The 20,350-nt window shown below is 42.7% G+C and carries 19 protein-coding genes; 7 read left to right on the forward strand and 12 right to left on the reverse strand.

What is annotated here, in order from left to right; all coding sequences use genetic code 11:
- Nucleotides 1-138: 138 nt before the first annotated feature.
- Nucleotides 139-531: a sigma factor-like helix-turn-helix DNA-binding protein gene (locus HC026_RS08815; RefSeq protein WP_010579426.1), complete on the forward strand. Its 393-nt coding sequence runs from the start codon at nt 139-141 to the stop codon at nt 529-531.
- A 78-nt stretch (nt 532-609) separates the two neighbouring features.
- Nucleotides 610-810, forward strand: a complete 201-nt coding sequence (locus tag HC026_RS08820; protein ID WP_010579427.1) for a helix-turn-helix domain-containing protein — start codon at nt 610-612, stop codon at nt 808-810.
- A gap of 653 nt (nt 811-1,463) precedes the next feature.
- Here HC026_RS08820 and HC026_RS08825 read toward each other — a convergent pair.
- The 9 genes from HC026_RS08825 to HC026_RS08865 all read right to left on the reverse strand — a co-directional run bounded on the left by HC026_RS08825 (nt 1,464) and on the right by HC026_RS08865 (nt 8,642).
- Nucleotides 1,464-2,078, reverse strand: coding sequence for a CadD family cadmium resistance transporter (locus HC026_RS08825; RefSeq protein WP_010579428.1), 615 nt, complete (start codon nt 2,076-2,078; stop codon nt 1,464-1,466).
- Nucleotides 2,079-2,103: 25 nt separating this feature from the next.
- Nucleotides 2,104-2,460 (reverse strand): ArsR/SmtB family transcription factor, encoded by a 357-nt coding sequence (locus HC026_RS08830; protein ID WP_010579429.1) that lies wholly within the window; start codon nt 2,458-2,460, stop codon nt 2,104-2,106.
- 202 nt (nt 2,461-2,662) lie between these two features.
- Complete coding sequence (locus HC026_RS08835) at nt 2,663-4,063, reverse strand: FAD-dependent oxidoreductase (protein WP_010579430.1); 1,401 nt, start codon at nt 4,061-4,063, stop codon at nt 2,663-2,665.
- A 23-nt stretch (nt 4,064-4,086) separates the two neighbouring features.
- Nucleotides 4,087-4,416 (reverse strand): arsenite efflux transporter metallochaperone ArsD, encoded by a 330-nt coding sequence (arsD, locus tag HC026_RS08840; protein WP_010579431.1) that lies wholly within the window; start codon nt 4,414-4,416, stop codon nt 4,087-4,089.
- A 187-nt stretch (nt 4,417-4,603) separates the two neighbouring features.
- Nucleotides 4,604-4,738 (reverse strand): hypothetical protein, encoded by a 135-nt coding sequence (locus HC026_RS12890; protein ID WP_010579432.1) that lies wholly within the window; start codon nt 4,736-4,738, stop codon nt 4,604-4,606.
- A 16-nt stretch (nt 4,739-4,754) separates the two neighbouring features.
- Entirely contained in the window at nt 4,755-6,050 is a 1,296-nt protein-coding gene (locus HC026_RS08850; RefSeq protein WP_010579433.1) for an arsenic transporter, read from the reverse strand.
- A gap of 75 nt (nt 6,051-6,125) precedes the next feature.
- Nucleotides 6,126-7,856 carry an arsenical pump-driving ATPase gene (arsA, locus tag HC026_RS08855; RefSeq protein ID WP_010579434.1) on the reverse strand — a complete coding sequence of 577 codons (1,731 nt, stop codon included), beginning with the start codon at nt 7,854-7,856 and terminating at the stop codon, nt 6,126-6,128.
- Nucleotides 7,857-7,936: 80 nt separating this feature from the next.
- A complete protein-coding gene (gene arsD, locus HC026_RS08860; protein WP_010579435.1) occupies nt 7,937-8,296 on the reverse strand; it encodes an arsenite efflux transporter metallochaperone ArsD in 360 nt (119 codons plus the stop codon).
- Nucleotides 8,283-8,642 carry an ArsR/SmtB family transcription factor gene (locus HC026_RS08865; RefSeq protein WP_010579436.1) on the reverse strand — a complete coding sequence of 120 codons (360 nt, stop codon included), beginning with the start codon at nt 8,640-8,642 and terminating at the stop codon, nt 8,283-8,285. Before HC026_RS08865 ends, arsD (HC026_RS08860) begins: the two co-directional genes overlap by 14 nt.
- Nucleotides 8,643-9,130: 488 nt before the next feature.
- Here HC026_RS08865 and HC026_RS08870 point away from each other — a divergent pair, with 488 nt between their 5' ends.
- Both HC026_RS08870 and HC026_RS08875 read left to right on the forward strand, forming a co-directional pair.
- Nucleotides 9,131-9,379, forward strand: a complete 249-nt coding sequence (locus HC026_RS08870) for a DUF3173 domain-containing protein (protein ID WP_010579437.1) — start codon at nt 9,131-9,133, stop codon at nt 9,377-9,379.
- Nucleotides 9,379-10,614 carry a site-specific integrase gene (locus HC026_RS08875; protein ID WP_010579438.1) on the forward strand — a complete coding sequence of 412 codons (1,236 nt, stop codon included), beginning with the start codon at nt 9,379-9,381 and terminating at the stop codon, nt 10,612-10,614. Before HC026_RS08870 ends, HC026_RS08875 begins: the two co-directional genes overlap by 1 nt.
- Before the next feature lie 23 nt (nt 10,615-10,637).
- On the opposite strand, the gene guaA is transcribed toward HC026_RS08875, so the two are convergent.
- The 3 genes from guaA to helD all read right to left on the reverse strand — a co-directional run bounded on the left by guaA (nt 10,638) and on the right by helD (nt 15,724).
- The gene (gene guaA / locus HC026_RS08880) at nt 10,638-12,188 is read right to left on the reverse strand and encodes a glutamine-hydrolyzing GMP synthase (RefSeq protein WP_168925613.1); all 1,551 of its coding nucleotides are present in this window, start codon (nt 12,186-12,188) and stop codon (nt 10,638-10,640) included.
- A 187-nt stretch (nt 12,189-12,375) separates the two neighbouring features.
- Entirely contained in the window at nt 12,376-13,299 is a 924-nt protein-coding gene (coaA, locus tag HC026_RS08885) for a type I pantothenate kinase (protein WP_168925614.1), read from the reverse strand.
- A 130-nt stretch (nt 13,300-13,429) separates the two neighbouring features.
- A complete protein-coding gene (gene helD, locus HC026_RS08890) occupies nt 13,430-15,724 on the reverse strand; it encodes an RNA polymerase recycling motor HelD (protein WP_168925615.1) in 2,295 nt (764 codons plus the stop codon).
- A gap of 102 nt (nt 15,725-15,826) precedes the next feature.
- Here helD and HC026_RS08895 point away from each other — a divergent pair, with 102 nt between their 5' ends.
- The 3 genes from HC026_RS08895 (at nt 15,827) to HC026_RS08905 (ending at nt 20,280) form a co-directional block, all read left to right on the forward strand.
- Nucleotides 15,827-17,683, forward strand: a complete 1,857-nt coding sequence (locus HC026_RS08895) for a monovalent cation:proton antiporter family protein (RefSeq protein WP_168925616.1) — start codon at nt 15,827-15,829, stop codon at nt 17,681-17,683.
- A gap of 28 nt (nt 17,684-17,711) precedes the next feature.
- Nucleotides 17,712-18,374 carry a histidine phosphatase family protein gene (locus tag HC026_RS08900; protein WP_168925617.1) on the forward strand — a complete coding sequence of 221 codons (663 nt, stop codon included), beginning with the start codon at nt 17,712-17,714 and terminating at the stop codon, nt 18,372-18,374.
- A gap of 127 nt (nt 18,375-18,501) precedes the next feature.
- Nucleotides 18,502-20,280 carry an ABC transporter ATP-binding protein gene (locus tag HC026_RS08905; protein ID WP_168925618.1) on the forward strand — a complete coding sequence of 593 codons (1,779 nt, stop codon included), beginning with the start codon at nt 18,502-18,504 and terminating at the stop codon, nt 20,278-20,280.
- Nucleotides 20,281-20,350: the final 70 nt, after the last annotated feature.

Genomic DNA, 20,350 nt, shown 5'->3' on the forward strand with positions numbered 1-20,350 from the left:
GACCACTTTCTAAAAATACTGTAAACTAAAAAAGTACTTAGACCAATTAAGGTCCAAGTACTCTTATAAAGCTAAATCAACTCTACTTGACGAAGAGCCACAATTTTTAGTATTTGTTTGGTAAAAGGAGGATTTGTTATGTCTGATCAAGATGTCAAACAAGCATTTTCGCATTATGCCAAGCTATCACTGGTAAACAAGACTCGCTCACTTTATGTGGAGGAGCAGCACAAAGTTCCTGAAGTTCCACTAAATGAGGAAACGCTGGAATACCTGATTGATGAGATGCTACCGGGCGTTAAATTAATTAAAGCGGAACAAGCAGCACACCTTGAAGAGTATTTCATCAATGAAAGGCTGGTTATTTCAATAGCCAGATTGACCGATCCACAAAAGAAATTACTCTATTATAAATATGTTGAGCAGCTTTCGGATAAAGCTATCGGACAAATCTTGCACGTTAGTAGTCAAGCGATTTCTAAACAGCATCGCAAGGTCTTAAGCAAAATTGCTGCTACTTTCTTCGACTAATTTAGTCATCAAGATTCGTTCACCCCCTCCTCCATAAGAATTAGACGACCCAAATCTAACTTTACGAGGAGAATAGCGATGAATTATACCGAAACGATTTGTGCAGCTCAACAAGGTGATCCAATTGCCATGGCAAAGCTTATTAAAGAATTTCAGCCATTAATTATCAACATCACTACTTGGGGCCATTCATATTTTGACGAGGATCGTTACCAAATATTAAACGAACACTTTATCCACACTGTTCATAAATTCAATTTAGAACGCTATCTAGAGTAATCACTGAAAGTAAATTAATCTTTTTTTCGATTAAGTTGCTTTTTTAATTATTCTTGTGTAGCGGAGTCAACGGATCTTTTTTGTATGCGCAACGAACAGAATTACTGTTTTGAACCACTAATCTGGACAAACAGCTGTTTTCATTTTTTCACACTGAATAACATACGACTCGTATCCGCTTTTAAATCTGGGACATCCATGAAATTGTTAGAAAGCTCTGAACCTTCTTTCAAAAGTCGTTGAAACATAGTGTCTATCATGAAACTACTTGTATTCATATCTGATAATGTAGTTGGATCAGTATTAGTCATCAAACTAAGTTTTTAATCACCAATAATATCGTTCCTTATTTAATTCTGACCATAATTGTCTCTTCTTTCGTGATAACAGCTTTCTTGTATGGTCAAAACTAAAATTGTCTCGTGTACGCCATCAATCCAGACAAAACAAAATGTTTCTCCTACCGCCCCCTAAATAACAAAAAGTCTCAGTTTTACGTAGAATATCACGCTAAGCTAAGATCGTCGTTCACTTTCATATTATAATATGTTTCAAATCCACACCCGTAATTCGAAACAATTTTTTTTGCAAGTAACCAATTCTCTGATGCCACTATAACACCTCTATATAAACAAAAAAGATATCCTATTTTTTCAAAAAAGTATTTTAATAAGATGTGAAATTGTGTCACTCTCTAAAATAATCATCATGCCTAATCCAATATAAATAATTGCCATAATCCAATTACCAAATTTATCTAACAATTTCTTAACAATCTTCACACGCGAAAATTTATCACCCAAATAGACAAGTATGAAGATACAGAATGTAAAAACAATAAACGTCGTTATTAGTTGTTCGATTGTTAACGATACAAAGTAAGGCACAAAAAGTCCAATGTTATCAGAGCCACAAGATGCAACGGTGATTAAAGCAACCGTTGCGATCAAATTTTTGTCTTTTCGCTGTTCGATTTTTTCATCAACCTCAGCGGCTTCATCTTCGTCACTCAGGATATATTTAATCCCAAAGCCAATCGGTATTAAACCTAAAAATCCAAGAATCCACTTAGCAGGCACATAGTGAAGTACTAACGCAAAAAAAAGACTGATTGCTATCAATGTGTATGAACCTAAAAATTGACCAATATAAATTTGTTGCTTATGTTTTGTTGACCGATATTTTGAAAATAATAACATCAGAATAACTAATAAATCAATCGCGGTGGAGGCGTATAGCACAATACCAGTTATAATGGTTTTAATCATAGCAACATCCCATTTCACATATTTATTAACCCGTAATTTTACCTGTGTCTTCTGCTAAACACCAAGCACGTTCTAATAGAATAGCAGTACATTCATCAATAATTTCATAGTTGATGAAATTTCCATCACGTTCAGTTTTCACAATTTTTTGATCAACTAATCGCTGCAACTGGTTAGAAATAGCTGCAGTTTTCATATTAAGCCTAGCCGCAATCTTGCCAACTGATATTTTAGGCTCGCGCGTTAAACAATGTAAAATTCTTAATCTTGTATCATTGGATAGAACTTTAAAAAGTAAGACGATCTCACTTGCGTTCTCTTCACTCAGTAAATCACGGCTAGCTAATTCTGGTTTATCCGGACAACAGTCTACTTTTATCATGCGTATCCTCCTTGTAATACAATTATGTGACGACCAACTATTACATTATATCATGTAATAGTTTAATGGTGAACCATATTTTACACTTAATATTAGTAATTGAAACTCCATCACAAAAATAACTAGGTTATAAAACGCCAACATCCAGTTGACGCTTAAAATATAAGCTTCAACTGGATGTTGGAATATTTTAAATAAATAATTAATATTTCAAACTTTGTTGCTCCCAATTCTGAGTCGCAATCTGTACTGCATCCCAAGGTGAGCCAACTGGTGGTGAATAGGATAAATCTAAATCACTAATTTCCGCCACCGTCATATTATTAAAAATTGCCACTGCAAAAATATCACAACGTTTGGCAACTTCACTACCGTAATAACCAATTACCTGTACGCCTAAAAGTCGGCCGGTATGTTGATCACCGGTAATCCTGATCTTAATCTTATGTGCACCCGGAAAATACGCTTTATGATCATCGACGTCGGTTGTTACAGTAAATGGCGCAAAATCTGCCTGTATGGCCTCCTTTGCTAATAATCCAGTCCGCGCAACTACTAGATCAAATACCTTTAGCACTTGAGTCCCAATGCTACCCTTAAAGGTACGTGGAACACCAGCAACATTGAACCCGGCAGTTCGCCCTTGTTTGTGTGCCGTTGTGCCCAGCGGTAAGTAAGCCTTCCCTAACAAATGATGTTTTGTTTCAACTAAATCACCGGCCGCCCATATATCTGGTAACGTAGTTTGCATATATTGATCAACCTTGACGGCACCAGCAATTCCAGTTTCGGAACCAGCTGCGACTAATAAATCAGTATTCGGCTGAACACCAACCACAACTAAAGCCAAATCAAAATCATAAGTATTTATCTTTTGATCCGCATTCACACCAACAACCTTCACCTTAGTTTCAGTTTCATTAATTTCTGAAACAGTTAAGTTAGTTGCAACCTGAACATCATTAGCAACTAATTTTTGATGAACGATTTGGCCTAAATCAGCATCGACCGTTGATAGTATCTCTGCGCCACGTTGAAAAATAGTCACGTTTAAATGACGTTTCTGCAACGCCTCCGCCATTTCAATCCCAATATAGCCGGAGCCTACGATAGCCACATTTTGCACACTGTTTGTAGTCAAATTCGTTTCAAGCGCAAAATAATCTGCCATCGTATGCAAAACACGAACTTTACTATTCTGCTGTTGTGTACGCGCTAAGTCTATCCCTGTAATACCAGATAATTTTGGCTTGGCTCCAGTGGCTACAACCAAATGATCATAATGATAAATTTGTAATTCACCCGCAAACGAATGCGCGATAACTTCATGTTGCTGCGGATCAATTTTCTTAGCAATCATATTCATTTGAAACTCAACGCCAGTCGACGTTAATTCTTGTAAATCCCGATGAGCTAATGAATGCCAATTGGGTACCTCCCCACTAACTGCATAGGGCAATCCACAAATTGATAAATTAGGGTACTCATCTGCCAATAATACTTGAACTCTTAGTTGCGGTTTAAGTTCTTTGGCCTTTAAGGCCGCTGAAATACCAGCGTCACTACCACCGATGATCAATAATTTTTCTGCATCACGTACCATTTAATTAATTCCTTTCACTCCGGTTAATGAACACGTGCCCGACTTAAATCTTGCTGTAGGTAGTCTGAGAACTCTTGAAAAGTTGGATAATCTTTTTGTTTAACGATTTTACCATTGACCATAGTAATTGGTAAAATTGCGACGCCATACTTTTCTAATAAGTCATGCACTTGTTGACTATGAACAAAGGCATCTGGGTTTTGTGCTAGATTTTTACGTGTGATTCTGTTTTTGCTGTCTGCATTAACATGACGCTGAATTGCAGTCGTTTGAATAAGTTTCTTGTTAACACTTGGCCCACAAACACCAGTTGCGCAACACATTGCTGCTTCAAAAATCTCTATTTTGATCATCTTTTACCTCACCTATCAGGCGGTCAAAATGATCAAACTCTTTCTCCACTTGAGTATAGTCACGAAAATAACTAACCGCTAAATTATCTAGAATTAACTAATTGATTTGCAAAAAGGCCGTTTCCACCTGAGACAAGTTCTGTTGAATTACTAGTTCATGGCTATATTTTAATTCAAGCAGATTAATTTATTGATTGGCTTGAATCAGATACGCCGCAGAAATTGCTTCTATTTCTGCACTTACAACTTGCTTCACCAAAGTATCGATTATGTTTAGACTATTGCCCAATGAATTCTGTTGCTCATATTTAGTTTGCATCATAATCAGCTATCCTTCCTTAACCAAAGATACTTAACGATAACCATAAACCACATAGTGTAATGAATAAAACTGGAATCGTGATCGTGATACCAATTTTAAAATAAGTGCCCCAAGCAATCTTAACGTCCTTTTGCGCTAGAACATGTAGCCAAACTAAAGTTGCTAATGAACCGATTGGCGTAATTTTTGGTCCTAGATCAGAACCAATAATATTAGCATAAACTAAGGTTTGGTGCATTAAGCCAGAGACATTCGCCCCTTTGATCGATAAAGCATTGATCATCACAGTTGGCATGTTATTCATGGCCGACGACAAGAACGCAGCCATATAGCCCATGCCCATGGTGGCGACAAAACGCCCACCAGTTGCCATTTTAGCAATGATTCCCGCAAGCAATGCCGTTAAGCCAACGTTTTGTAGGCCATAAACCACCACGTACATTCCAATTGAGAAGAAAACAATATTCCACGGTGCACCTTTAATAACGGCCTTGGTATTGACGTGATGACTTAGCTGACCGACTAGCAAAAAGATCAAGGCAATCGTCAAAGCAATAATCGAAACTGGAATATTTAGGAAGCTACTGCTAAAGTAACCAATCAATAACGCTGCCAGCACGACCCAAGAAAATTTAAATAATCGTTGATCCTTGATCGCCGATTTTGGTTCAGCAACTTGGCTGGCATCATAGTGTTTAGGTAACGCCTTACGAAAATATAAGTACAAAATACCGATGCTAGCAACTAATGAAAAAAGATCCGGTAGCCACATCCGTAGCGCATACTCCGAAAATGTGATACCAAAGAAATCAGCTGATACAATATTGACTAGATTACTGACAACTAACGGTAGTGATGTTGCATCAGCGATGAAGCCACTAGCAATGATAAATGGGAAAACCCGCTTTTCATCGAAATGTAACGCACGGACCATTGCCAAGACGATCGGCGTTAAAATCAACGCTGCACCATCGTTAGCAAATAAGGCGGCGACAATTGCACCTAAAACGGCGATCAGAATGAACATGCGCACGCCATTACCTTTAGCTAGCCGCGCCATATGTAAGGCAGCCCACTCGAAAAAACCAATCTCATCCAAAATTAGTGAGATCAAAATAATTGCGACGAAAGATAAAGTCGCGTTCCAAACGATTCCGGTGACAGTGCCAACATCTTTAAACGTGACCACCCGGAATAATAGTGCTAGAACGGCACCACCAATCGCAGTCCAGCCAATTGATAGTCCCTTAGGTTGCCAAATAACAAATAATAATGTCAGTAAAAATATAAAAACGGCGAAAAAGACTTGCATGGTTCCTCCCAACTACCAAAATCAGGGTATTGCTACCCTGATTAATTGATACCTTTATTTCAAATTTTAATAACGCTAAATCGTTAATAACGCCTGCTCAAAATCTGGTTGCCATTGTTCAACTGCAAAATGACCATTGGAAATCTGCTTAACCTTTTCGATCCATTCAACTTCATTTTGCGCCCGGGCCTGCAAACAAGGATGCGTTGTTTCCGTTGCCAGCATACTTTGATTGACCAACCACCAGGTGTGCGCAATTTGGGCCCGATCTAGATCATCATTCAAGCGCATCGACTCATAAACTGGCGTTGTTTCCGGTAAAGTCACCATTACAATTTCAGTCTGCGCTGGATCTTGTAGCCGCGGTAACAGATCAACGATTGCTTGAGGCACATCACCGGCAGTGCGTTTGACTTCTTTGGCATAGCTTTGAGTCGAATCCAGTAGCAGTAGCGTATGGCCGGTTGGCGCCGTATCGATGACTACAACATCACTATCATTTTGAGCGACAATGTTAGCAAAAGCGCGGAAAACGGCAATTTCTTGCGTACATGGTGAGCGTAGATCCTCAGCCACATAGTCAACATCGGCCGATTTCATGGTTTGACGCGCCGTCGTCAGCACTTCATTTTGATAGTCCTTAAGTACCTGCTGTTCATCAATATGACTGATGGTGATTGCAGGATCATCTGTGTTAAAGAAATCAAGATGATCAGCCGGATCAGTGGTGGCTAAATGAACGGTTTTATGCTGGGCCACCAGCTTTTTAGTGATCTGCACGGCCACCGTAGTTTTACCTACGCCGCCTTTACCCATGGTGAAAATAATTTTTTTGTTAGTCTTAATTAAATCAGCAACAATGGTATCTAAATTAGGATAGTGATTGGTAATTGCCGGATAAGTTGCTAAACTTGGTTGTTCCGGTTGTAAAACTAATCTCAACTTATCTAGGCCAGTAACATTGTACGCTCGTAACGGTACTTCTGCTTGGGGCAACGCCTGTAATGTTGCTGGCATCTGTTGCAAATCAGTCTGCTGCTGCTCAAAAATAGCATGGGAAGCACGATCAGTCGGTGTTTTCAACGTTCCATTAATAATTAATTGTTGATTTTGCATGCCAATATCAGCTAATTCTTGGGCTGCCCGCGCCGCTTCCAGTAATGATGCTTTTTGGGGACGCGTGACTAACATTAAGGTGGTCAATTCGCCATTACTTAAAGTAGCCACAGCCTTGGCGTAAATTGCTTTTTTGTCGCCCATCCCGGCTAGTTGGCCTAAGCATGAAGCCCCACGATCATTTTCCGCCAAGTAATTATTCCAAGCTGAGGGCAATTGCAGCATACGCAACGCATGACCAGTCGGCGCTGTATCAAAAATAATATAATCAAAGCGCTGATCGACAGCGGGATCAGTTAAAAATTTAGCGAATTCATTAAACGATGCGATCTCGACCGTACATGAACCAGACAACTGTTCCTCCATATTTTTGACTGCTGCATCCGGTAACACGCCGCGGTAAGGACCAACGACGCTTTCCCGATATTCACCGGCAGCAGTCACCGGATCAAAGTTAGCGGCAAATAGACCGGGCACACCGGTGATTGCCTTGGGTTTATTGGTCAAATCAGTATCAAATACATCCTGTAAATTACTAGCTGGATCAGTGGAGACCAGCATCACTTGCTGACCGCTATCAGCTAGATTGATGGCGGTGGCACTAGCCGTTGTGGTCTTACCGACGCCCCCTTTACCAGTGAAAAATAAATAATGAGTTAAATTAGCATTTTGTGGTTGATATTCGCGCATATATATTCTCCTAACATAGATAATCATCTATATATAATTTAAAAGAAACGGCTGTGCCATTTCTTGCTTCAACCAAAAAATTAGCAGCAGCCACTTCCACCACAACAGCCGCTTGATTGATCAGCCGGCACGAAAACTAAACCAGTATATTCCGATAACTCATCAATTGTTGGGTAAGCGCCGGTTTTAACAATTTTGCCGTCGACAACAGTGATCGGCAATGTTGCATCGGCATCATCCTTGATTGCAGCTAGAATATCGGCCCGCTGACTAAAGACATCTGGATTATTGCTAAGATTATACCGGTCGGCTTCAACGCTGGAAACACCTTGTAACGCGTCAAACGCTGAAGTGATCATTAATAGATCTTCATTGACCGCTGGCCCACAAACCCCGGTAGAACAGCACATCGCTGGTTCAAATAATTCAACTTTTTTCATTAGTGATAACAACCTTTCTGGAATGACTTGTCTGCTGATCTATGCAATCGTCACCATGACAAACGCATTCTTCATTGCTGGCTAAAAGTAGTTCAGTCCCTTGCCTAAATTTAGCCGTAAATTCAGCCTGCAATGTATAATGCTGCCACTTACCCTCTTTACGTGCCGTGACGATCCCAGCATTTTGTAAAACTTTCATGTGGTGCGATAACGTTGGTTGTGAAAAATCAAAATGTTCTAAAATATCACAGGCACAAAGCGAACCGCAGGAAAGTAAATCAATGATTTTGAGACGATTAGGGTCAGCCATTGCTTTTAGCATTAGCACATAATTTTGATAATCCATTGACGTTCTCCCCTCACAAATATAGACACGTATCTATATCTACAATATAGACCTATATCTATGTAAACGTCAAGCATTATTTCAGCTAATCTTTTTTCGATTAGTTTGCTTTTTGGGTTTCATTTTCTATTTTTATCTGTATGTATATAGTGAGCAGGCAATAACACCTGTGAGTCCTTTGAAAACTGAATATTGCTACCCTGACTTTCTGACTTTACTTGAACTGTTGATCTGCGGACGCCATGACCAGAAGTGCGAGCGCCTCCCACACTTTGATTACGATTTTTAACTGATGATCGTACAAGTTAAGTCAATAATGATACTTCCGCGAGGCTCCCACGTAAGCAGGAGAGGTGAAATTCCTATGTCCGTTAGTGACGGAACTGGGTAGCAAGTTTTCCGACACAATTGAGCTGCACTTATTCCCCAATCCTGTTAATATGGAAGCTAAGATATACGGTCTAGCTTCCAGCGAAAGGAGGCTAATTATGGTTCACGTTGTCACTATGACTAAACATGAACTTGTGGCTTTAGGATATGGACCTTGGGCTTCTAAAGACATTATCAGACGTGCAAAGCTGTTAATGGTTCAGAAAGGCTGTCCATATTACGAGTCACCAAAGCTAGGCCGCGTTCCAGTAACTGCGGTTGAAGAAGTATTAGGTCTTACGCTCAATGCGCGAACTCTTTCAGAGTTAGCTAAAATCGGTGCATCTGCGTCAGAGGAGCAATCATAATGACAAAGACAACCGAAGTAATAAAAAAAGCAAAAGACGGCACCTATTATTTCCGTGCCAACATTGGTGTGGATGAACGAACTGGTAAACGTGTCCAAAAACGCCGTAGCGGATTTAAAACAATGCGTGAAGCAAAGACTGCTTATCGTGATTTAATGGCGAATGGGGTTAAAGAAGGTTCAACAGATCAGATTACCTTTGGTGACTTCTGCCAGCAATTCTTTATTCCTTGGTATGAAGGTCATGTCAAAAAGGCTACTTTTGACAGTCGCGTTAGCGTCTTTCGAAAGCAATTCAAAGGATTTAACAAGTATTTCATTAACAAAATTACGCCGGTGGACATACAGAAATGGCAAATCATGATGAAGAGTCAAGTAAGTAATTCATACACCCGCCTAGTTCAATGCTTGTTATCTTTGGTTTTTGATCGTGCAATTGTACTAGGATTCTGTGAAGAGAATCCAACAAAAATTGTTGGCAATTTAAAGAAGGAAAAGAAGAAAGTCGATTTCTGGACTAAAGCCGAGTTTGAGAAAGTTATTTCCTTAATGGATCTTAATGACTACTATCAGCGTTTCAATTTCACCACAATTTGGCTTCTATTTATGACCGGTGCCCGCATCGGTGAAGCAACCGCTCTTCAGTGGGAAGACGTTGATTTTAAAGCCGGTACGATCCGGATCAACAAAACACTTTATTATTTAAATGCGTTTAACTATGAATTTACTTCACCCAAAACTCGCGCCAGTGCTCGGACAGTTCCGTTAGACAAAAAGACACTTGAATATCTCTCCGAGTGGAAAGAGATTCAAGCGTCTGAAGTTAAAACAGATTTTGTGCTTTCATACAATGGTGTGCCAACTACTCGCGGATCACTGTCTCAAGTAATCAACGTCTATTCTAAGGCCGCGAATGTTCATCGAATTCGTGTCCACGCGCTTCGACATTCTCATGCTTCCTTGTTAATTAGTATTGGGGAAAACCCATTAATTATTAAGGAACGTTTGGGACATGAAGACATTCAAACAACTTTAGGAACTTATGGACATCTATATCCAAATAGTAACTTTGAGACAGCACAACACCTTAATGGTCTAGTTGATTTCACTCCGGCGGATCATTCAGTCGTTGTCCCCACTCGTAATCAGTTTACGGGCAAGAAACACATTACTGGTGCCATTTCGGTGCCAGCAACGGGAAATACAGAAGAAAAGAGTCAAGAAACGCCGGTATAACGGTATTTATATCTTAGCTTCTACTATTCCCACTCAATCGTCGAAGGCGGCTTACTCGTAACATCATACACTATCCGGTTAACATGCTTCACTTCGTTTACGATACGTGTTGAAATCTGAGCTAACACTTCGTATGGAATGTGTGCAAAGTCCGCAGTCATCCCATCAATAGAAGTTACGGCACGGATACCAACGGTGTAATCATATGTCCGGCCGTCACCCATGACACCGACAGAACGGATACCTGGCAGAACAGTGAAGTATTGCCAGATGTCGCGGTCTAAGCCGGCTTTTTTGATTTCGTCACGGAGGATAAAGTCACTATCACGAACGATTTCCAGTTTTTCAGGAGTAATTTCACCAATCACCCGGATTCCTAAACCAGGACCTGGGAATGGCTGACGCCAAACGAGATCTGAAGGCATGCCCAACTTCTCGCCCAATTCACGTGCTTCGTCTTTAAACAAAGTCCGTAATGGTTCGATCAGTTGGAACTTCATGTCTTCCGGCAGGCCACCCACGTTATGGTGGGACTTAATAGTTTGAGCAGTATCAGTACCGGACTCAACTACATCGGTGTACAAAGTACCTTGAGCTAAGAAGTCGATTCCATCCAGCTTTTGAGCTTCATCGTTAAACACTTGGATGAACTCGTTACCAATGATCTTCCGCTTCTTTTCAGGTTCGCTAACACTCTTTAGCTTGGATAAGAACCGATCAGCAGCATCAACTTGAATAATGTTCAAGCCAAACTTGCCCTTCAGACTATCCATAACCTGTTCAGCTTCGCCCTTTCGTAAAAGGCCGTGGTCTACAAAAATGGAAGTCAGCTGATTGCCGATGGCTTTGTGTAACAGCACACCCACAACGGATGAATCCACACCGCCGGAAAGTCCTAGCAGTACCTTCTTGTCACCAACAGTTTCACGAATATGTTGAATCTGCAGATCAATGAAATCATCCATTGACCAGTTAGCTTCAGCATGGCAAACATCGAAGGCAAAGTGCTTCAAAATATCGTTACCGTAGTCGGTGTTACGCACTTCAGCATGGAATTGAATCCCATAGAAATTCCGTGCGGTGTCCTGCATTGCGGAAATTGGGCATTCAGGACTAGTAGCAACCGCGGTAAAGCCTTCTGGCACTTCAGTGACTAAATCACCGTGGCTCATCCAGACGTTTTGTTCCTTAGGCGTGTTGGCAAATAACTTGGCATCATCACTGGTCACGGTAATGGCTGCACGACCGTATTGACCGTTATCAGACTTCACTTGACCACCTAAATTGTAAGCCATTAACTGCATCCCATAACAAATTCCCAGAATTGGAATACCTAACTTGAAAATCTCAGGGTCGACCCGCAGCGCGTCCTCAGCGTACACACTGTTGGGCCCACCAGAAAAGATGATACCCTTGGGATTTAGAGCTTTTACTTCGTCAGCAGTGATCTCGTGGGACATCAATTCAGAGTAGATACCCAGGTCACGGATCCGACGCGTAATGAGCTGATTGTACTGTGAACCGAAGTCCAGCACAATGATCTTATCAAAGGACGATAAATCCACCTTTGCCAATCCATTCACACCTTTCTTATTAAACAGAGCTTGAAACCATTAGTTATACTATACAGATTCTTGTAATAACGGTCAATCAAAATGAGGAAGATTTAATCGTTCGGATTTTATCAACTAATTTCAATTATGGCAAGCCTGAACACTCACAAATAACCGTATTTTACTAACATCTAGCCAAAAAGACCAGTTATGACTTCCGCAACATGACCTGATCGATAATGTGCTGCTCACCCTTATGGATGATCAAATCGGCTCGACTGCGAGTAGGCAAAATGTAATCTTCCAAATTTGGCAGATCAACGCTATACCAGATATTCTTAGCGGACTCCACAGCGTGCTTCAGCGGCACCTTAGTATAGGAATGGTAATAGTTATCGGGGTCATTTTCTGCCAGCTTCAGCAGGGCTTTAAACCGCTCCAGATACCATTCTTCAATCAACTTTGGTCGTGCATCCACATAAATGGAAAAGTCGGTGAAATCGGAAACGTAAATTTGCTCAGAACTTGGTAGTTGCAACGTATTGATTCCTTCGATAATCAAAACGTCTGGCCGCTCAATTTCTTGAACTTCATCCGGCACAATATCGTAATTCTTGTGGGAATACACCGGCACCTCCATCAGCTCTTTACCCGATTTAACATCGTTTAAAAAGGTGATCAACGCCTTCATGTCGTAACTTTCCGGGAAACCCTTGCGTGTCAGCAGCCCGCGCTTCTTTAGTTCAGCGGTGGAGTAGAGAAAGCCATCGGTCGTCAGCATTTCAATGCGCCTTCTAGGAAAGAAGTGATTCATCAGCACTTTCAGTAGCCGCGCCGTAGTACTCTTTCCCACTGCCACACTACCGGCAATCCCAATAATGTAAGGCACCTGTCGCGGATTCTGTCGCAAAAAGTTGGCTTTGGAATTTTGCCAGACATCAAAGTGCTTGATCAAAAGCCCCAGGTAGTGAATCAAAGGAATGTAAATATCCTGCACGTCCTGCACCGAAATGCGGTCGTTAAAGGCTTGAATCTGCTTCAAACTTGCTTGGGTCAGCGGCACCGATGCTTCCTGATAAAAATCGCGCCATTCATTTTTGCTAAATACATCGTAATTCATCATATCAGTCATTCATGTCAGCCTCATCATATTCCGTAAATACTAAATTGAGTTCATTATACACGAGCCATCACGTCTGCGCTATAACGCGTTGTGATAACTTAAAAGCGATCGAACCGCAAAGATTCAATCGCTTTTAAATTTACTCTTTTACATACTCATCATCAGGCACGTTATCAAACAGTGGTGACAGCTCATCCGTTGCCAACACCGTCAGTTCATGCATCGCCCGTGAACAAATCGTGTACATCAACTGACGTTCATCATCCTGATGGTAATTCTTCGCGGAGGCTTCCCAAACGATGACCGCGTCGAATTCCAACCCCTTAGCTAAGAACGACGGTACGATGATAACCCCTGGCGCCAACCGTTGATTCTCCGATTGGATCAAGGTCGCCTTCACTCCGGCAGCCTGTAAATCATCCGCCAGCTTACGACAATCTGTCAATGACTTACCAATGATAGCGGTAGATTCATTTTCGTTATTGTTAGCCCGCAACTGCTCAATCAGCCGCTTCAACGTTGCTTGCCGGTCAGGTTGGACGCTGATCACTGGCAAAGCACCATCCCGCGCAAAGGCCTTCACCGCTTCCCCGTTCACTAAGATGTGGCGGGTAAAATCGGTGATTTGGGCGGTTGAACGATACGATTGCGTTAACTGAACCACCCGGGTCTTTTCCGGATCAAACATGGTACTCAGTTCGCTCAGCAGTGACTTGCTATTTTCTTTGGTGAAAATGGCCTGGTTCAAATCACCCAACAAGGTGAACTTCGCCCGTGGATAACTGAACTTCAAGTAAGCCAGCTGGAATGGCGTATAGTCTTGAATTTCATCAATAAACACGTAGCGCATATCCTTTTCACCATGGTGGCCGGTCATCTTGTCGTACAGATACAGGTATGGTGAAATGTTACTTAAAGTTATTTTCGACTGCTTAATGTCAGCCACGGTACGCTCAACGCTGGCTTTCCAGTCAGCCTTGGTAATACCGTACTCATCAAGGTTGATGATGGCTGGAATGCTTCGTAGCATATGAACCATCTGACCGTTAATACTTAAGAACCGGTTGCGCACAACGGCTTGTCGAATGGGTGCGAAGGCCTTCATGACGATTTTTCTGGCGTAGAATTTGTATTCCTTGTCAGCGTCTTCAATCTCTTGTGGGTCTTCACCCTTCATCTGGTTCATTTCTTCTTGGCTGAGGTCTTGGACGGCTTCTTCAACCCACTTAGCCCGCATCTCGGAACTGATTCGGCGATTGAGCAGCTTGACCAGCTGTTCGCGAGTGCCGTCCAAACGGTTGAACAGACGATAATTTTCATTAAAACTATAGTAGATTTCGTGAATTTTCTCTTTGGTAAAGAACGGTTTTCCTTTGAAATTAATGTTCCGGAAAATCATGTCTTCTTTTTCCAAATGATTGGCGTAAGCGGTGACCGCATTGTAGAATACTAAACTGCCCTTTAGCGCGTCAATCCGCTTTTCAGCATCACTGTAATCTTCACTGAAGCGTTGTGCCAGCGTCTCCACGGACATCTTCGGTAACCGGTGGCCGGTATACTGGTAATACGTCATTTGGACCATGTTTTGCTCACCCAGTTCAGGCAGCACTTGGTCGATATAGTCGTTAAATAATTGGTTTGGTGAAAATAGGATCACTTGGCCGGACGTTAATTTTCCTCGATAACGGTACAGCAGCCAAGCCACTCGTTGTAGAACGGCCGCCGTTTTACCGGAACCCGCTGCCCCTTGAACGAACAACAGGTCGGACTTCGTATCCCGGATAATCTGGTTCTGCTCTTTTTGAATGGTAGTGACGATACTCTTCATCTTAGTATCGGACTGCTCACTCAAGGCGTCCAGCAACATCTGATCACCGACAGCTTCTTCAGTATCAAACACCGTTTTAATGGTGCCATCTTCGATCTGGAACTGACGCTTCAACTGCAAATTAACGGTTTGTTCCCCATCGGGCGTCTGGTAGGTCACGTCCCCTAAACCGCCATCGTAATAAACACTAGAAATCGGCGCACGCCAGTCATATACTAGAAAACGATCAGGTTCGTCAGAAAAAGAAGCCAGCCCAATGTAAATGGTTTCTGATTTGGGCTCGCCAACTTCATGGAAATCAATTCGAGCGAAGTAGGGCGTCTTTTCCATTTTCTTCAACGTATTCAATTCATCCGTAGCATGCTGCCAGCTGTTTTGGCGTTCGCTGAGCTGTTGCTGTTGCGCATGAACGGACAGACCGGTTTCCATGATGCCTTCATAGGAATCGGTTTTCAGCCGTAATTCATTGACCAGATTACTGCGAATACCAGCCTCATCCGACTTTGCGTTGTCGATTCGTTCCTGCGATTTAGCCTGAGCAATTTTAATTTTATCAATGACGACGTTTAAATGTGCTTGTTCTTGCTGTTTAATCGTATCTGCCATAGCGTCCTCCAGTCGTAAATTCGATATTAAAGTATATCACTAATTGCATCACATAAGAACCATCTAGCACTATTATTCCTATAAATGATTCGAGGCAAAATTATGGATCAAATTTCATTAGTCATTATTCTGTTAGCCGCATTGGCCATTCCGCTGATTATGGCGCGATTTAAATTAACCCTGCTGCCCACTGCCGTCGTTGAAATTATTGTCGGCGTGGTCCTGGGTCCCAGCCTATTTAACGTGATCCATAGCAACGATACGTTAAGCATGCTTAAAGACGTTGGCGTTATCGTGCTGTTGTTCCTCAGTGGGCTAGAAATTGATTTCAGTCTATTCAGTCGCAAACGCAACGACCTGACACCGCTGGAACAGAAACAATCCGCTAACGCGCCAAAGTATTCACCGGTGGTTTTGGCATTCATGTCCTACGGCGCCATCGTGATTATGTCAGTGGGGCTAGCTTATGGGCTTAAATTCACTGGCCTGTTCACCGATGTTTGGTTGGGCATGATCTTATTCATGACCATTTCTCTGGGGATCGTCATTGCCGCTTTAAAGGAAAAAGAACTGCTGAGTAAGCCTTTTGGCCAAACGATTCTACTAATTTCTGCGTTGGGTGAAGTGGTGCCTATGATCGGTCTGACTTTTTACGCGTCAGCATACAGCCCCACTGCAAAGTCATTGTGGCTGTTGCTGTTGATTTTGTTGGCGGCCGGTCTTCTGGTGGTGCGATTTAAAACCTTCTTCAAATTCTTTGACCGCATCAACAAATCAACCACTCAATTGGATGTTCGGCTCTCCTTCTTCGTCATCGTCCTCTTGGTGACCATTGCAGAATCGGTTGGTGCTGAAGGCATTCTGGGTGCTTTCTTAGCAGGTATCGTCATCAAACTGCTCGAGCCTCACGAAGAAACCAAGGTTCGGCTAGATTCCATCGGTTATGGCTTCTTCATTCCCATCTTCTTCATTATGAGTGGTGTCGGATTGAACTTGCGGACATTATTAGCTGATCCTAAAACACTGATTTTGATTCCCATCTTTTTGATTGCTTACCTGGTGGCTAAAGCCGCCATTTGGCCTATTTTACGTCTACGATTCACCACTGGTAACGCCTTTGCAGGAACTGCCATGAGCAGCACGACGCTGACCGTTGTGCTAGCCATTTTGCAAGTTGCTCAGCATTTGCATCGCATCACGGCACAGCAGTCAGGTGCTTTCCTGCTGGCTGCCATCCTGACATGTATCATCGGCCCAATAACCTTCAACAGGCTTTACCGGACTGAAGCAGCCGACGCCAAACCGCTGAACGTTCACTTTATTGGAACGAACTTGTTGACTGTTCCAGTAGCACAACAGCTGACCAAGCACGGCTATGACATTCATATGTATACCGATCAAGAACGAAACTACCGGGCCTTTAATAGTGAAATTGATGTTCATTTGCTAGAAAACTTAGTTCCCAATGACCTCGTTGAATCTGGCGTTTTTGACACAGATATGATTGTTTTGGGTCAGAGCAACTCCAAGGAAAATTATCGGCTGGCAAAATCAGCCAAACAGTACGGTGTCCCACGGGTCATCGCAAGATTTGAAGACCCCAATATTCTCGATGAGCGCAAAGACACCTTGTTCAAGCTCGGTGTGGAAGTTTTCAGTACGCCGGATGTTCAGATCAGCATGCTGCGCAGTTTGATTGAAACCCCATCGACGCTGGAACTGCTGACTTCTACCGAGGCAGGCGTTTACGAAGTTCAGTTGCGTAACCACAAGTATGTGGACATCCAGATCCGCAATCTGCCATTTATTGACGACATCACCATCGCCCAGATTTACCGCGAAAAGCGCTTCGTGCGACCTAGTGGTGATACACCGCTAAAACTTAACGATCGAATCCTATTTACCAGCAGCAAGCAGCAATCCGCTCAAATTCGTCGTGAATTGGGCAAATTAAACTAAATCAAACACTTATTTTGGAGGTAAGTCATTGGCAAATTTTGACGTTTATTTCGTGCGACACGGACAAACTGTCCTCAACAAGTACCATCGAATTCAAGGTTGGATCGACGCAGCCCTCACTGATAAGGGCATCCAAGATGCCAAATCAGCAGGAAAACGGCTAGCGCATATTCCGTTCTCCAAAGCTTATACCAGCGACTCCGAACGGGCTCAGCACACCTCTGAATACATTCTGGCAGCCAACAAAGGTACGGTCAATAAGGCTACCATTGCACCAGCCTTTCGAGAAGAAAATTTCGGCTACTTTGAAGGTAACGACGAAAACCAAACTTGGCACATGATCGGCGGACCTGATGGCAACATTACTTTCAACGCCATGATTTCGGCTTATACGATTGAAGGTGTCAAGGATCGAATTGCTGCTCAAGACCCCTTTAATGATGCTGAAGATAACGCGACGTACTGGAAGAGATTGCAACCCGGATTCGACATGTTGATGCGGGACTGTGTCGATGGCGATAAAGTATTAGTTGCCAGTCATGGGACGACTATCCGCAGTATCGTGTCGCGGTTCCAGCCAGACATTGACGTAGCGGTTTCCGCCCTGAATGGGTCAGTGACCAAGTTGGAAGTGCGCGGTGATGATATTGCCGTAGCTTACTATAACCGGGTGGATGATCGGCTGGATTAATTTGTTCTACCTTGAAGACCAGTCTTAGTGGGTAATCACTGAAACTGGTCTTTTTGTTTGCACCCCATCCTCTTGCGTGCTACATTAGCGGTCGTATTAACTGAGTTGTAAAAAGGGGGCGGATTTCATGGCTGACAAACAAGCAGAGTCAAAAGCTAACGGTTCATTGATGGAAATGTTTCGTTTTGTCTTCAGCAAAGTGCTTAAAAAGCGCTGGTTACTGGTATTAAACATCTTGGCTCTAACTGTCATTACGCTATTACAGTTTGTGATGCCACAGATCGAACAGTTCATCATCGATAAGGTTATCCCGCAGCGCAACTTCCAGTGGCTGTTCGGGGCAATCAGCATTCTTTTGCTGGCGGCGATAGTGTTGGGCATTTTCACGTACATTTCCACCTACTACATGACCGTGATGAGTCAAAACGCCATCACTGATTTGCGTAACCAGCTGTATGAATATTTGTTAAAATTGGATACTAGTTTCTTCGAATCAAGTAAAACGGGCGATTTAATGACTCGTTTGACCAGCGACATCAACAACCTGCAGAGCCTCATTTCTGCCAATATGCTCAACATGATTGGTAACTTGTTCACTTTTGTAGGTGTGCTGGCGCTCATTTTCTACATTAACTGGCAAATGGCATTAGCAGTCAGCCTCACCTTTCCGCTGATGTTCATTGTTTACCGGGTCTTTCGAGTACGGATTCGCACCGCCTTCATGAACGCTCGTCGCTCGCAATCCAGGATGTCGAATCAGATGCAGCAAACCCTAACCCAGATTGATCTGATCAAGAGCTTCAACAGTGAAGACACTGAAGCTCAGCGGTTTGATCATTTTGCTGATACCAACCGGAAAGACATGATCACCGCCGGCCGGAATCAGGCCATATTCTCACCACTAATTGATGGCATCAACACGCTTGGAATCGCCATTGTACTCGCTCTAGGCGCCTACTTTATCATTAAGGGGCAACTCACAGTTGGTGCGTTGGTTGCCTACCTGAGTTATGTGGCCATGGTTCAGTCGCCAATTCAAGCCTTTACTCGACTGCTGAATCAACTGCAGCAATCCTTGGTTTCATACGGTCGGATCCAGTCAATCTTACAAGAACGGCCACAGGTGCTAAATGCTGCTGATCCTAAGCCATTCCCACAGTTTTCTAAGGGAATTGTCCTTGACCACGTAAACTTTACTTACGATGCCGCAAAACAGCCAGAAACTCACGATGCTACCTTGAAAGATATTTCTTTTACCATCCCATACGGTAAAACTACGGCGCTCGTGGGTCGCTCCGGCTCAGGTAAAACCACGATCACTCGGCTGATTGACCGCTTCTATGACTTAGAAAGTGGCAGGATTACGTTTGATGGCGTGCCAATCCAGTCAATTGATATTGCCTCACTACGACGAAATATCGCTATTGTGTCACAAGACATCTTCATCATTGATGGCAGCATCCGCAACAATATTTTGTATGGTCGACCGGACGCTACTGACGCTGAAGTTTGGGAAGTCGCTAGATTAGCAGATTTGGAAACCTTTATTCAAGAATTGCCCGATCAACTGGACACTCAAGTGGGTGAACGCGGCGTCAAGCTCTCTGGTGGTCAGAAGCAGCGAGTTTCCATTGCCAGGGCATTATTAAAAAACGCACCAATCATCATTTTGGATGAAGCGACCGCTAGTTTGGATAATCAATCCGAAAAAGCCATTCAACACGCTTTGAATAATTTACTGGAATCTCGAACTTCACTGGTAATCGCTCACCGGTTGTCGACCATTCACGATGCCGACCAGATTATTGTACTGGAAAATGGCCGGGTGGTAGAAACTGGCACGCATGAAAGTTTGTTGAAGGCTGGTGGTGCTTATAAGAAGTTGTATGATGCGCAGTTTGAATGAGATGTTCACTTTTATGTAGCCGTAACGCGTTCAAGAGCCCAGAGTCCGGCCATGTAAGACAAATAAAGCA

The sequence above is a fragment of the Secundilactobacillus angelensis genome, assembly GCF_012641075.1.
In the GTDB taxonomy this organism is placed as follows: Bacteria; Bacillota; Bacilli; order Lactobacillales; family Lactobacillaceae; genus Secundilactobacillus; species Secundilactobacillus angelensis.